General features: G+C 66.2%; 13 protein-coding genes. 5 read left to right on the top strand and 8 right to left on the bottom strand.

The features are described from left to right. Positions 1-126: 126 nt before the first annotated feature. Complete coding sequence (locus SJY12_RS08140) at positions 127-1,158, bottom strand: DUF6607 family protein (protein WP_397505025.1); 1,032 nt, start codon at positions 1,156-1,158, stop codon at positions 127-129. An 11-nt stretch (positions 1,159-1,169) separates the two neighbouring features. Then, the gene (locus SJY12_RS08135; protein WP_397505023.1) at positions 1,170-3,437 is read right to left on the bottom strand and encodes a TonB-dependent hemoglobin/transferrin/lactoferrin family receptor; all 2,268 of its coding nucleotides are present in this window, start codon (positions 3,435-3,437) and stop codon (positions 1,170-1,172) included. A 151-nt stretch (positions 3,438-3,588) separates the two neighbouring features. On the opposite strand from SJY12_RS08135, the gene SJY12_RS08130 reads away from it, so the two are divergent. Further along, positions 3,589-3,933: an arsenate reductase family protein gene (locus SJY12_RS08130; protein ID WP_050600891.1), complete on the top strand. Its 345-nt coding sequence runs from the start codon at positions 3,589-3,591 to the stop codon at positions 3,931-3,933. Here SJY12_RS08130 and SJY12_RS08125 read toward each other — a convergent pair. Beyond that, positions 3,930-5,288 (bottom strand): MFS transporter, encoded by a 1,359-nt coding sequence (locus SJY12_RS08125; RefSeq protein ID WP_397505022.1) that lies wholly within the window; start codon positions 5,286-5,288, stop codon positions 3,930-3,932. The two genes, SJY12_RS08130 and SJY12_RS08125, sit on opposite strands and share 4 nt — an antisense overlap. Before the next feature lie 137 nt (positions 5,289-5,425). Between SJY12_RS08125 and SJY12_RS08120 the strand changes: the two genes are divergently transcribed. After that, positions 5,426-6,019, top strand: a complete 594-nt coding sequence (locus SJY12_RS08120) for a methyltransferase (protein ID WP_341860105.1) — start codon at positions 5,426-5,428, stop codon at positions 6,017-6,019. Here SJY12_RS08120 and SJY12_RS08115 read toward each other — a convergent pair. Continuing rightward, positions 6,016-6,840, bottom strand: a complete 825-nt coding sequence (locus SJY12_RS08115; RefSeq protein WP_397505021.1) for a glycerophosphoryl diester phosphodiesterase membrane domain-containing protein — start codon at positions 6,838-6,840, stop codon at positions 6,016-6,018. The genes SJY12_RS08120 and SJY12_RS08115 overlap by 4 nt on opposite strands. Positions 6,841-6,899: 59 nt before the next feature. Here SJY12_RS08115 and lipB point away from each other — a divergent pair, with 59 nt between their 5' ends. Both lipB and SJY12_RS08105 read left to right on the top strand, forming a co-directional pair. Then, a complete protein-coding gene (gene lipB, locus SJY12_RS08110; RefSeq protein ID WP_160765932.1) occupies positions 6,900-7,571 on the top strand; it encodes a lipoyl(octanoyl) transferase LipB in 672 nt (223 codons plus the stop codon). Continuing rightward, the gene (locus tag SJY12_RS08105; RefSeq protein ID WP_397505020.1) at positions 7,568-7,894 is read left to right on the top strand and encodes a hypothetical protein; all 327 of its coding nucleotides are present in this window, start codon (positions 7,568-7,570) and stop codon (positions 7,892-7,894) included. Before lipB ends, SJY12_RS08105 begins: the two co-directional genes overlap by 4 nt. Here the strand turns inward: SJY12_RS08105 and SJY12_RS08100 are convergent. Together SJY12_RS08100 and SJY12_RS08095 are read right to left on the bottom strand one after the other, a co-directional pair. Continuing rightward, positions 7,891-8,766, bottom strand: coding sequence for an HpcH/HpaI aldolase/citrate lyase family protein (locus tag SJY12_RS08100; RefSeq protein WP_397505018.1), 876 nt, complete (start codon positions 8,764-8,766; stop codon positions 7,891-7,893). The two genes, SJY12_RS08105 and SJY12_RS08100, sit on opposite strands and share 4 nt — an antisense overlap. A gap of 29 nt (positions 8,767-8,795) precedes the next feature. Then, positions 8,796-9,908 carry an alkene reductase gene (locus SJY12_RS08095; RefSeq protein WP_397505017.1) on the bottom strand — a complete coding sequence of 371 codons (1,113 nt, stop codon included), beginning with the start codon at positions 9,906-9,908 and terminating at the stop codon, positions 8,796-8,798. 53 nt (positions 9,909-9,961) lie between these two features. Here SJY12_RS08095 and SJY12_RS08090 point away from each other — a divergent pair, with 53 nt between their 5' ends. Further along, positions 9,962-10,867, top strand: a complete 906-nt coding sequence (locus tag SJY12_RS08090; RefSeq protein ID WP_397505016.1) for a DMT family transporter — start codon at positions 9,962-9,964, stop codon at positions 10,865-10,867. Here SJY12_RS08090 and SJY12_RS08085 read toward each other — a convergent pair. Together SJY12_RS08085 and SJY12_RS08080 are read right to left on the bottom strand one after the other, a co-directional pair. After that, the gene (locus SJY12_RS08085) at positions 10,832-12,187 is read right to left on the bottom strand and encodes a DUF2254 domain-containing protein (RefSeq protein WP_397505015.1); all 1,356 of its coding nucleotides are present in this window, start codon (positions 12,185-12,187) and stop codon (positions 10,832-10,834) included. The two genes, SJY12_RS08090 and SJY12_RS08085, sit on opposite strands and share 36 nt — an antisense overlap. Then, the gene (locus SJY12_RS08080) at positions 12,184-13,482 is read right to left on the bottom strand and encodes a DUF2254 family protein (protein WP_397505014.1); all 1,299 of its coding nucleotides are present in this window, start codon (positions 13,480-13,482) and stop codon (positions 12,184-12,186) included. Before SJY12_RS08080 ends, SJY12_RS08085 begins: the two co-directional genes overlap by 4 nt. Positions 13,483-13,493 lie beyond the last annotated feature (11 nt).

Raw genomic sequence — 13,493 nt, 5'->3', positions numbered from 1 at the left:
CAATTGCCCCGGTCAGCTATTGAGAAGTATTCGCACTTGCAAGGGCAGTCGGGGGTATCCCGTAGTCTTCGCGCAGGGCGACACGGCTTTCCCCGTGCCGCCCTGCGATAGTGTTGCCTCAGCGCATCAGTATCCGGCTGCGGTTGCCGCATGCGCCGCAGCCGCAGCCCCCGGGGCCGTCGCCGTGCGAATCAATTCGCGCGCTTCGGCAATCGCTGCCGCTTCGCCGAGATCGCCCGACCGGATCTCGTTCGCGATGGTCAGCAGGCGGCCGCTGATCACCGTCCCGGTCTGCGCTTCCTCGGCGATGGTGATGCCGCCGCGCGCCTGCGCCACCGCATCCCATTCGGCGCGAACCGCTTTCCAGTAGCTTGCAGTGTCCGCCCAATAGGCATCCGCCGCTGCGACGTTGTAGTCGTCGAAGGCGTCATAGGTGTTGAGGACATATTCCTGAACCACCGGCGTGAGGCCATCCGCGGCGGAGCCATCGGGCATCATCTTGGTGTTGTCCTGCCAGTGGATCCAGCCGGTGGGGGTCAGCTGGTGGCGGTTGATCGACGCATAGCGATCGTAGACCGGGTCGCGCACTGCATCGCGGCGGGCGAGCGGGCGCCATGTCCAGTTCGAACGCCAGCGGCGGATGCCCTGGCTGTCCTGCCATTCGCCCCACCCGGCATAGCGCGGGCTGTCATCGACCTGGTAGACCGTCTGCGACCAGCGGCCATTGCGCAGCCGTTCGGGCATTTCGACCCATTCCCATTTGTTGGGGCCGGTATAGGCGAGGATTTTCTCGGGCTCGTATTCCCAATCCTGGCGCCAGTGCTTGATGACGAATTCCTCGCCTTCCTCGCCCACGACGAGCAGGTGCTGGAGGACGATCCTGGTGCCGGTATCCTCGACCACGCGGACCGATTCGTGCCCGCCCGAAATCTTGCGGTCGAGTGGTTCGTAGCCCGTCATCCACGGGGTCGATTCCTGCATGTCGAAGCGGACCTTGTAATCGCCTGCCATGCTCAGGATGGTTTCGCGATCGCGCTCGAAATGGGCGTTCTCGACCGCTTCGCCGCGGTCCGCGATCGGGCCGTCGGCCAGTGCGGGGGCGGCGACGAGCGCGGTGGCGAGAAGTGCGGTGCGGAAGAAAGTTCGTACGTTGGTCATGGTGTCCTCCCTCAGAACTGGAAGCTGAGCGAAACGCTCGCATTGCGGCCGGGCCGGGTATAGGCATCGGTCGTGGTGGATGTGGCCGAGAGCCCCCTGACGTCCTGCCAGTAGGCGTATTTCTCGTCGAAGATGTTGAAGATGCCCGCGCGCAGTTTGAGCGCGTCGGTCACGGCGAAGAAAGCCGTGGCATCGAGGATGGTGAAGGCATCGGGGCGATAGCCGCCGTCGGTCTCGTCGAGCGGCTTGCGTGCGTGATGCGTCGCGATCAGCTCGCCGCCGAAGCGCCCTTGCGGCTGGCGATAGCCGATTCCCAGAACCAGGTTGAGCGGGTCGATCGTGTCGAGCGGGGCGGGGGCCTGACCGGGCGAGAGAATATCACCATCGGCATAGGCGATTGCGAAGCGGCTGTAGAAGCCGTTCTCCATGCGGAAATTCGCCTTGGCCTCGACGCCCTCGATTGCGACTGCATCGTAATTGACGAACTGGTACTGTGCCGGGTCCATCGGGGTGAACGACCCGCCCACGACCTGCTGGCTGATGAAGTCGTCATAGTCGGCAGTGAAGGCGGCAAGCTGCAGCGACACTGCCTCGGTCGAGAACTTGATCCCGCCCTCCCAGCTCTCGCTGGTTTCGGGGCCCAGGTCCGGATTGGGCAGCGAGGTGTAGCCATAGGCCAGGTTCTCGAAGAAGTTGTTCACCTGGTACGGCGTCGGCGCGCGGAAACCCTGCGCGTAATTGGCGTAGAGCAGGACGTCGTCCGCCAGCTTGACCGTCACGCCCAGCTTGGGTGACAGGCGGTCGTCGCTCTGCGCAGAGCCGGCGAATTCGGGGAGCAGCGGATCGTCCGTCGGGTCGAGATCGTAAAAATCGTACCGCAGCGCGGGAAACAGCGTCAGCGCGCCGTCGAAAAAGGTGAATTCGCTCGCCAGGAACAGACCGCCCAGCATGAAGTCGGTCGCGGGAAAGGCGCGCGTCGGGAAGACTTCGCCGAAGGGCGGTTCGGTGCCGTCGCGCAGGCCTTCCTGCCGGGTCCAGCTGATATCGCCGCCGAATGCCAGCGTGGTGCGGAAGGCGTCGCCGCCGAAGACGCTGCGCGCTTCTGCCGAGGCGCCGTAGACTTCGTTCTCGAACGTGTTCAGCCGTTCGCGATCGGGGCGCGGGGTGGCGCCGACGGGCGAGCGGTCCTCGTCGGTGAACTGCACGTCCTGCCCGTCCTGATAATAGGCCGCGGCATGCGCGTAATCGATCACGCCTTCACCGGCATAGGTCCAGTCGAGCGAGACGCGGCCGCGTTCGGTGGTGTCGAGCGCGGTCAGATCGTCGACGATCCAGCTGGGGAAGGGGCCGAAGAGGAACGCCGGACCCTGGCCCGACAGGATATCAGTGGCGACTTCGGTCTCGAGATATTCGCCCGTCAGCCGCACCCGGTGCGCGCCGGTATCCCACAACAGCTTGCCGAGGAATGCGTCGGAGGTCCCGTCCTGCGGGTTCGGCAGCGTGCGCCCGCTACCCAGACCGTCAACCTCGCCTGCGTTTTCCAGCTCGTGGAAGTCGCGGCGGGTGTAGGACAGCATCGCCGAGACATCGCCGAAGATGCCGGCAAGCGCCGCGGTCTCGGTGAACTCCTTATCGGCGCTCGAATAGGAGGCACGGACAAATCCGCCGAACCGGCTGCCGGGTTCGATGAGATCGACCGGGTCGCTGGTGGTGAAGCTGATCGCGCCGGCCAGCCCGTCGCTGCCGTAAAGTGCGGAAGCCGGACCGCGCAGGATCTCGACCGATTTGACGAGGCTTACATCGGTGTACCCGCCGCGCCCCGCATCCTGCGCGCCGAAGGAAAAGCCCTGCGGGCTGCGGATGCCATCGACCTGGATGAGCACGCGGTTCCCGCCAATGCCGCGGATGATGAAGTCTTCGTTCCGGGCACGCCCGGTCGCGCCGAGCGCGGCCCCGAAGCGGGCCGGTGCGCGGCGCACCGAAACGCCGGGTTCGTAGCGCACGAGGTCCTTGATGTCGGTGGCGAGTTCGTCGGCGATCTGCTCGTCGTCGATCACGGTAACCGTCGCCGGGGCGTCCGCAATCTGCAGCGGAATGCGCGTCGCCGTGACAACGATCTGTTCGTCATTTTCCGTGGCCGCCTCATCCGCCGCCAGCGCCGCTGCTGGCGTGCAGGCAGCAGCCAGTGCGGCGAGGGCCGATCCCGTTTTCCAGCCAGCGCTGCGGTTCCTGACGGGCGCGCCGAAAACGCGCGTGGCCGGTTCGAGTGTCGATCTCATCATATCCCCTGTGGTGTCCGTTGGCATGCGGCGGGCTGATATTGAGAATCACTCGCATTCGCAAGACGGAAAATGAGGCGGGATCGGTTTTGTGCCCTTTTCTCCCCCGCGCAGCTCGATTAGCCAGCTGTGCGAAAAGGAGATCCATTCGATGAAAGCGACAATCTGGCACAACCCGAAATGCGGCACCTCGCGCAAGACGCTGGCCATCCTGGAGAATCTGTCGCGGCTCGAGGTGGAAGTGATCGAGTATCTCAAGCACCCGCCCACTGCGGACAAGCTGCGGCAGCTCTATCGCGATGCCGGCATCACTCCCAACGAAGGCCTGCGCACACGCGGGACCGATGCGCAGGAACGCGGGCTGGTCGATGCACCTGCCGAGGATGTTCTGGCGGCGATGGCAGCCGAACCGAGCCTGATCGAACGCCCGCTGGTCGAAACCGAGAAGGGTGCGCGGCTGTGCCGGCCGCAGGACCGGGTGCTTGAAATCCTCTAGCGGCGTTCGCTGGTGAGCGCGGCGTCCGGCTGCAAGGCCAGCCAGCCATAGGCGAAAACGATGGCGCACAGGCTGACGATCAAACCGAAGCCGAGCCAATCCGAATGGTTGTACAGCCACACGCCGAGCGCGGGGGCATAGATGAAGCTCGCCCCCGCAACGGAAGCGGTCACCCCGCCAGCCTGCCCCTGTTCGGCGCGGCTGACGGCCAACGAAGTGCCCGAGGTGTTCCCCGGACGGAACAGCCCGAAGCCGAGCGAGGCGATCGAATAGCCCAGCGCGATGGTGTGGATCGTCTGTCCGAGGCCGAGCACCACAGTCCCCACCGCAGCGATGGCAATGCCCCATAACGATGCGGCGCGCGGGCCGAGGTCGAGACGCGGGATCAGGCCCCATTGCGCCAGCAGCGTGGCAATGGCACCGGCCATCAGCACCAGCCCCACGGGGCCCGCCCCCGCAGCGGGGTCGCCGCGCAGGCCCAGGCGGTCGAGCACGAGAAAGCCCGCGATCCCGAGCACCATTGCCTGGGCATGGCCGCCGAGAAGGCCCGATACGACCCACGGCCGAAGCCGCGGTTCGAACCAGCGCAGCTTGCCCGGCTCGGCCCCGACCGCATCGTTTTCGTCGCTCTCGTCCTTGCCGACCTCGTTGGGCGGACTGCCCGAATGGGGCGATTCGTAGGCGGTGCCGCGCGCCGGGAATTGCGGCTCGTCATTGGGCAGCCGCCACCGCACGGCGACCAGTGTGATCGCGCCGATCAGCGCAAACACCAGAAACGGCCCGGCCAGCCCGACCACGGGCAGGACCATCAATGGGGCAAGGGCAGGGCCGATGACCGTGCCCAGCCCGAAACTCGACGCAATCAGCGACAGCGCCTGCGTGCGTTCGGCGCGCGGCGTCCGGCTGGCGACATAGGCCTGCACTGCCGGCGGGGCGGCGCTGCCGAAACCGCCATAGAGGCTGCGCGCCGCAGCAAACAGCAGGAGGCACCAGAGCGCGGGGAAGATGCCCGCCAGGCCCAGCCACAGGATCAATCCGCACAGGACGAAGCTGGCGATGAAACCGAGCATCCCGAGCGCCATCATCGCCTTGCGTCCGCGCTGGTCCGATTTCCGCGCCCAGAACGGTGCGCACACCACCCACAGCAGCGCCGACCAGCTGTAGGCCAGGCTGATCCAGACGTCGTCCACGCCCAGCGATGTGCCGATCGAAGGCATCACCGACTGCATCGCCGTATTGCCAGCAGCGGTGGTCAGCATCACGGCGAAGAGCAACGCCATCCGTCCCCGCGGGATGGCGCGCGCGCGTTCGGCAGGCGGCTCCGTCAGCGGGCGGGCGGGATCGATATCGGCCATCGGCACCAGCGGTAGGCGCGCGCCCGCATCCTTGCAATGGACTAGCGGGACTGGCAAACCGGCGGTTTCATCGAACTGTCATAGGGTTGGCAATTTTGACCGGACATCAGGGCGCTGGCGTGATCGCGCGGCCGAACATGCGCAAACGGCTCGCGCGGGCTTTCGGCCAGTGGGGCGTGTTCTTTCGCGGGTTCATCGAAGAACCGCGGATGGTCGGGTCGATCATTCCCTCTTCGCGCTTCACCATCCGCAAGATGCTGGCGCCGGTCGACTGGGACCGCTGCGAGGTGTTTGTCGAATACGGCCCGGGAGTTGGCACTTTCTGCCAACCCGTGCTCGACCGCTTGCGGCGCGATGGCACGCTGATCGTGATCGACACCAACCCGCTGTACATCGACTATCTGCGCAAGCACTTCCGCGACAGCCGTTTCCACGCGGTGCACGGCTCGGCGGCCGACGTGGTCGAAATCGTCAGGGCGCACGGCCATGACGGCGCCGACTATGTCCTTTCCGGCCTGCCGTTCTCGACCCTGCCCGATGGCGTCGGACCTGCAATCGCCAAGGCCACCCATGACGTGATCCGCCCGGGCGGGGCGTTCCTCGTCTATCAGTTCTCGGCCAAGGCACGCGATTTCATGGCCAAGCATTTCCGCCGGATCGATCGCGGGTTCGAATTCTGGAATGTCCTGCCGTGCCAGCTGTTCTGGGGCTGGAAAGACCGCGCCGACTAGCCGTCGGCTGACGGCGTCCGTTCATGGCCCAGCCGGGTCAGCTGCGTGTGCACCGCGGCCAGCACGCAGACTGCCACCACCACCATCACGGCATTTACCAGTCCCGAAAGCACGCCTTCGCCGAGCAGCGCGGCCTGTTCCCCGGCCAGCGCGAAGGGCAGGCCCAGCACCAGCGTGATGACCACAGACAGAACCATGAAGGCGACCAGCAGCAGCAGGTAGAACAGGAACAGGCGAAAGCTTTGCCCGCGGGTAAGCGTCCAGGACCGCCTGAGCGCCCGGACCGGATTGCGTTCCCCCTCGATCGCGATGACCGGCGCGACCAGCGACAGCTTGACCACGATATAGCAAGTGACGACGAAGGCGACGATACCGCCAAGCACCGCGAGCGCCTGCAGCCCGGTCAATGCGCCGATCGCGGTCAGCAGCACGGCGACGAAGACGATCAGCGCCACCTGCAGCAGTTGCGCGGCAATATAGCTGAGCACCGACCGCCCGCCTGCGGCCAGCGCCTGGCCCACCGTGGGATTGGCGCGCTGCCGGACCAGCGCGAGCATGGCCAGCAGGCCGATCCCCTGGATGATCGCGAGGATCAGGAACAGCCACCAATAGCTGGCGTACAGATCGCTTGCGGCCGCTGCCATCAGGTCGAAATTGCCGCTGGCCTGCGCGGCCTGCAGATCGCCCATCTCGGGCAGGGCCATGGCGACACCGGCATAGGGCAGGAAGAAGAAGACCCCGGCGACGACCGCCAGCAGCCCCAGGTTGCGCGACAGCAATCGCGAGGCGTCCTTCCAGGCGGTATCGAGGTTGAATTTCATGCAGCGCTACTCCCGTTTGCCCCTTGATAAGCGTTCCGCCAGTCGCCACGCAATCGCCTATGTCCACTGCTTCACCCGAAACCGTCGAATGGCGCGCCGAGCCTGGCCGGATCGACTACCGCACCGCGCTCGAAAGCATGACTGCGCGCAATCATGCGATCGCCGAAGGCGCAGCGGGCGAACTGGTCTGGCTGCTCGAACATCCCCCGGTCTATACGGCCGGGACCAGTGCCGATGGCGCCGAACTGCTCGATCCGCGGTTCGATGTCGTCGAGGCGGGGCGCGGGGGACGGTACACCTATCACGGTCCGGGCCAGCGGATCGGCTATGTCATGCTCGACCTGAAACAACGCGGCCGCGACGTGCGCTGTTTCGTCCATTCGCTCGAAGGCTGGGTGATCGCCACGCTGGCGGATATCGGCGTCGACAGCTGGCGCAGCGAAGGCCGGATCGGCATCTGGACGCGCGATATCGATGGGCGCGAAGCGAAGATCGGAGCCATCGGCGTGCGCGTGCGGCGCTGGGTGACGATGCACGGCTTCTCGGTAAACCTGGCCCCCGATCTTGCCCATTTCGGCGGCATCGTGCCCTGCGGCATCGAGGATTTCGGCGTAACCAGTCTCGAGCGTTTGGGAATCGCGCTTGCGCCTGCGGCATTCGATGAGGCATTGCACCGGCGCTTCGGTGATTTCCTCGAAGCGCTCGAAGGGAAGGGCTCCGCGCTGCCATGAGATTTCGTTCGCTGGTCCTGCTCGTCGCTGGCCCGCTCGCCCTGTCGGCCTGTCAGGACGAGGCCCCGCTCGAGGAAAACGCCGACGAGGCCGACCGCGCCGCCAAGGGCGAGGTGCTCGGCGGGACGATCAGCGACGACATGATCCCGCTCGACCGGCTGCGTTCGCAATCGCCTCCGGTGGCCGATGCGCCTGCCGCCGCGCAGGGTACGGGCGCACCGGATCAAACTCCGAGCGCGCCTGCCGTGGCCGAACCGAATGACGATGCGGACGAGATGCCGGCGCAGCCCGACGATGCAGGGCAGGATAGCCCCGAGGGCTAGTCTTCGCCCAGCAACCGCCTGGCGCGTTGCAACTCGGACCGTTCGACCCGGCGGTCTCCCACCACCAGGAACGGCGCATCGGGATCGGCGCGGAAGGCGGCAACGATCCTGAAGGCTTCGGATAGCTCGCTTTCCAGCGGAGCGAAGGCGGAATTGATCCAGGGAACCTGCGCGGGATGGACCGCGACCATGCCGGTGAAGCCGTCGGCCCGCGCTGTTTCCGCCACCCGGCGGCCGGTATCGGCGTCCTGCACGTCGCGGAAGGGATGTTCGATCGCATCGATGCCGCGGGCATGCGCGATCAGGACCACCTGCGCCCGGACATGGGCCAGCGGGTCGCTCCAGCGTCCGCCGGGGCCGCGCAGGCGCCGCGCGCCGATCGCTCGGGCGAGGCCGATCGCATCCCATGTCAGCCCGGACACGCGCGGGTGCAGATCGTCCGCCAGACGGCCGATCGCCAGCGCATCGCCCGGACGCGATCCGAGCTGGGGGATTATCCGCGTGATGTTGGCGGCCAGCCCCAGCCGGTCTTCCACTTCGTAGAGCACCGAGGCCAGCTGGCGGATGTCCTCGGCACCGCGGCAATTGGCGAGCACGATGCCATGCGGGGACCCTTCCATCGCGGCGCCGAGCGCCTCGCGCCAGTCCGCCGTATCGAGCCCCGGAATGCGCGCCCACCGTTCGAACCGGCGTTCGGCGACCACCTGTTCGCGATGCGCGCGCAGCCATGTGCTCGCCGCCATCCGGGCCGCAGCCTGCAAGCCGGGCGCCAGCGGACGGGCGAGGTCGATGACGATGGCACCCGCACCCGATCCGGCGGCCGCGGCGATAGCCTTGTCATTCTCTGCCGGGATCAGGATCCACGATCGCATTGAACCTCCAGACTATCGCCAAGGGCAAATCAGCCCACTGCAGCTTGATCCTCATCGGTTAGTTTAGGGTAATCGATGTATCCGTGTGGACCCTTACCATACCAGCTACGCGGGACATCCACATTCGGGGCGATGTCCGCCCCCAGCTTGAAGCGCTCGGGCAGATCGGGATTGGCAATGAAATCGCGGCCCCAGCTGATCGCATCGGCGCGGCCCGCATCGATGTCGGCCACCGCCTCTGCGGCCGAATAGTCGCTGTTGAGAACGAGGGTGCCCGAGTAGATCTTGCGGATCAGCGGGCTCTGCTTGGGCACGTCGGTGCTGCCGAAAGTGCCGTCGGGCCCGGGCTCGCGCAGTTCGAGAAAGGCCACGCCGAGTTCCTCGACGACCTTGGCGGCCGCGCCGAAGGTGGTTGCCGGATCGCTATCGTCGCAGCCCTGCGTTTCGCCATTGGGCGACAGCCGGACGCCGACCCGGTCCTTGCCCCATACATCGATCAGCGCGGTCAGCACTTCGCGCAGGATCCGGGTGCGGTTTTCGGCGCTGCCGCCATATTCGTCTTCGCGCAGATTGGTGCTGTCGCGCAGGAACTGGTCGATCAGATAGCCATTGGCGGCGTGAAGCTGGACCCCGTCGAAGCTGGCCTTCTTCGCATTCTCGGCCGCCTTGCGGTAGTCCTCCACGATGCGCGCGATGTCCTCGACGGTGGCCGCTCTTGCCTGTTCATAGTCCTTGCGGCCTTCGAATGTGTGCGCGTGGCCCGGCGCGGTCGTCGCGCTGGCGGAAACCGGCGGATTGCCGCCGAGGAAATCGGGATGCACCAGCCGGCCCATGTGCCACATTTGCAGCACGATCATCCCGCCTTCATCGTGGACCGCCTGGGTCACCTGCTTCCAGCCCTCGACCTGTTCATCGCTCCAGATACCGGGGGCGGCGGGCCAGCCCAGTCCTTCGACGCTGATCCCCGTAGCTTCGGAAATGATCAGCCCGGCACTTGCCCGCTGGCGGTAATATGTCGCCATCATCTCGTTGGGCACCGATCCCGGCTGGGTCGAACGCCCCCGCGTGAGCGGTGCCATGAAAATCCGGTTCGGGGTTTCGAGGGCGCCCATGGTGAGCGGCTGGAACAGGCTTTCGTGCATGCAGGGCAATCCTTCTTGCTGACGCGTTTGGATCAAAGAGCTAGGGGCGGCCAATGACCAGCGCAACCGCTCCCCGCGACAAGAATGGCTATCAGGCGAGCGCATGGCACTTCGCGGCGCTGATCGCCGGCAATGTCGCGCTGGCGCTGGGGCCCTGGCTCGTGCGGCTGGCGGACACCGGGCCGGTGTCGGCCGGATTCTGGCGCCTGCTGCTGCCGATCCCGCTGCTCGCCCTGCTGGCGTGGCGGGGGCGTTCACCGCTGGCGCTCGATCGCGGCCTGGTGCTGCTCTGCCTGCTGGCGGGCGCGTTCTTCGCAGTCGATCTTGCCAGCTGGCATGTCGGGATCGAGCAGACCCGGCTCGCCAACGCCACGCTGTTCGGCAATTCGGGCAGCGTGATCCTGATGATCTGGGGCCTGGTCGCGGCGCGGCGGGCGCCGACGGGCCAGGAAGGCATCGGGGTGTTTGCCGCATTGGCGGGGGCCGGCATACTGCTGGGCCGCAGCCTCGAGATCTCGCCGACCAGCTTCGCGGGTGATTTGTTCTGCCTGCTCGCGGGCGCGTTCTACGCTTTCTACCTGCTTCCGGCCCAGCGCGCGCGGGCGCAGTTGGGGCAGTGGACGGTCCTGCTCTTGGTCAGCCTCGCAGCGGCACCGATACTGCTCGGAATTGCGCTGGTGGCAGGTGAGCCGGTGTGGCCGGGCACGGCGGGTTGGGGCCCCGTGCTGATCCTGGCGCTGAGCAGCCAGATCGTCGGGCAGGGCCTGCTGGTCTTCGCGCTCGGGCATTTTCCGCCGCTGATCATCGGCATGGCCTTGCTGACCCAGCCCGCGCTGGCTGCCCTCGTCGGCTGGCTCGTTTTCGGCGAAACGCTGGTGCCGCTCGATGTGGTCGGCATGGTGCTTGTCGGTACGGCGCTGGTGCTAGCGCGGGCGAAGCGCAAGCCGCGGGTGCGCTAGCGCTCGATATCCTGGAGGAAGCGTTGGTAACGCGCCTCCACCATGTCGAGTTCGGGGCCGACCAGAATGTTCGCGCGCCTGCAGCATCAGTAGGTTGCCTTCGCGGGCGAGGGTTTCGCGCCGCGTTTCGTCATCGAGCGTGGACGCCGCATCGACCATCGCCTCGAACGCGACCTGGGCGGCGATCCGGTTGTTGGCCAGCCCGCCGCGCATCGCGCCGAAACCGCGGCTGACGAAATGTTCGAAATCGTCCTCGAGCAGGACCACGCGCGGCTCTTCGCCATTGCTGGCATAGCTGCGCGTGAGGTCCCGCCGTCCCAGTTCGGCCGTCGCCGCGCCGAGCCAGTGAACCGCGGTTACGGCAGTGAAGGGATCGTTGATCCCAGGCGAGAGCGCGCGCAAGCCGATTTCCACCAATTCGTCGATCAGGAACTGCATATCCTGGCTCGGCGTACGCATGCTGCCCAGCGTGAAGCATTCGCGGACATCCGCGTCAGGGCAATCCTCGACCACATCCATGTCCGCCCAATAGGCGATCACGACCTTGGGGTGGACGAAGTCCCCCGTGCGGACGGCCAGCTTGAGCTTGCCGTTCTCGCGCTGCGCGATCCGTTCGAGCCGCGAGAAGGAAATCGCTTGTACGTATCCCGTTTCGCGCGCGGTTATCGGGCTGCCGTCGGGCGCCGTCCCGGCGCGCTGGCCGGTGTTGGGATCGGGAAACCGCGCCTCGATATCGGTCAGCAGGCGCGCACCGATGTCCTTCAGGACCGTGTTGATGCGGATCGAGGCAGGAATGTGGTTGAGGAAATAGACAAGGACCGCGACCGAAAGCGCCATCAGGCCGAAGGCGACCAGCAGCGACAGCTGCGGGACGAAGCCCGGCAGCGCGGTTGCGGCGGCGTCTTCCAGATTGGTCGCCACCTCGTCTTCCGCCCGCACGCTGCGCAGCACGGTGATGGCATAAACGAATGTGCCGATGAAGGTCGCCAGGCTGAACTGGTTGCCGCGGTCTTCCATGAAATTGGTCAGCAGGCGCGGGCCGTAATTGCCGCTGGCATAGGCGACTGCGGCGATGGTGATCGAGAACACGGTCGATGCGACCCCGATCATTGACCCGGCGATGACCGTCAGGATGTTGCTGGCCCCGTCGGGGCGCGCCGGTTCGAGCCAATCCACGTCGTTGAGGAAATCGGCCCATCCGCTGCGGTCAAGCCAGATCGTACCAAGCGCCAGTGCCACGCAGACGATCGAAAAGAGCGCCGGCAGGAACCAGTAGCTGGCATTGATGTCGTGCCAGAATTTGCGCAGCCGTGCGATCATGCTTCGCCGGCTACCGCAAGCAGGCACTTGTCGAAAGCACGATCGATGTCCGCCCGGTCGGAATCGTGTTCGGCATTGGCGCGGGCATGGGCATGCATTTCCGCTGCGCATGTCTGGAAGAACTGCAGCAGCGCGCCCGGGCAGTCCCGTCCGGCCAGCAGCGTTCTCAACCGCGCGAGATTTTCGATGATCCGTATCGAGACCGAAGGGTAATCGGCGGCGGCCTGGCGAAACGCCTTGAGAGGGCCTTCGAACAGCCCTCGGAAATCCTGCCCCGGCAGTTCGAACCGGGGATCGTGTTCGTACACTGCGACCAGCCCGTCATCGACCCAAGTTTGCGCATGGCCCGCCATCGCGGCGGCGAGCTGGTCCGCGCAGGCCAGCGCGGTGTAGAAATCGTTGATTCCGGGCGAGAGGGCGCGGCTGGCCACTTCGACCAGCAGCCGGACCTGATAGACCGTCGACTGCACGCTGGAACGAAAATCGCCGATTGCCACGGTGCGCAGCACGGGTTTGGTCTTGCGGGGTTCGTATTCGAACTGGACCAGCGGTTCGCCCTTCAGGACATGCTGGCCCGGGGCCGCGCAGAAGCGGACCTGCCCTTCGTGCGTGGCCAGGCGCTTGCGCAACCGCTCGAGGTCCATTCCCTCGACATAGCCTTCGCGCGGGGCGGGCAGGGCGAAGCGCCATTCGCCCGCGAAAGGTTCTGCCGCCACGACCGGGATAGCGATGCTCGACGCTTCGGTACCAAGATGCGCGATCGAGCGGTCGACGAACATCGTACGCCCCAGATCGTGGATTGCCACGCCCAGCATGGCGATGTTGACCAGTTCGAGCGCGAACAGCACCGCCAGCGCGAAATGTGGCAATTCGGCAAGGCTTGCTTCGGGATCGATCCGCGACAGCACCACGATCGAGAAGACGAGGCAGAAGGTCAGCCCGGCAACCGAGACGCGGGTAAGCACCTTGTCGAGCCAGCGATCGACCAGCCGTACGCCCAGATTGGCGGTGGCCAGCGTCAACACGATCAGCGTGACCGACCAGTAGAGCGTCAGCAGCGCCGCGTTCACCCCGACAATAGCAATGGCGAGGTCCTGCGCTGCATCGCCGGCGACGAGCAGGGTGACTCCGCGCTCGAACAGCCATTCCCCGGCAAAGGCGCGGTCCGCCCACAGGACCGCCGCACCCAGCAGCGGGGCTCCGAACACGGCGATCAGCGGCAGCGACCAGTAATTGGCCACCAGCCGGTGGATCACATATTGCGAGATGCCGCGAAGCGGGCCCTTGGCGGCCAAATGCCGTTCCT

The organism is Qipengyuania sp. R86523 (assembly GCF_044596365.1).
GTDB lineage: Bacteria > Pseudomonadota > Alphaproteobacteria > Sphingomonadales > Sphingomonadaceae > Qipengyuania > Qipengyuania citrea.
Note: the sequence above shows the minus strand (reverse complement) of the source record. Positions and strands in the feature narration are given on the sequence as shown.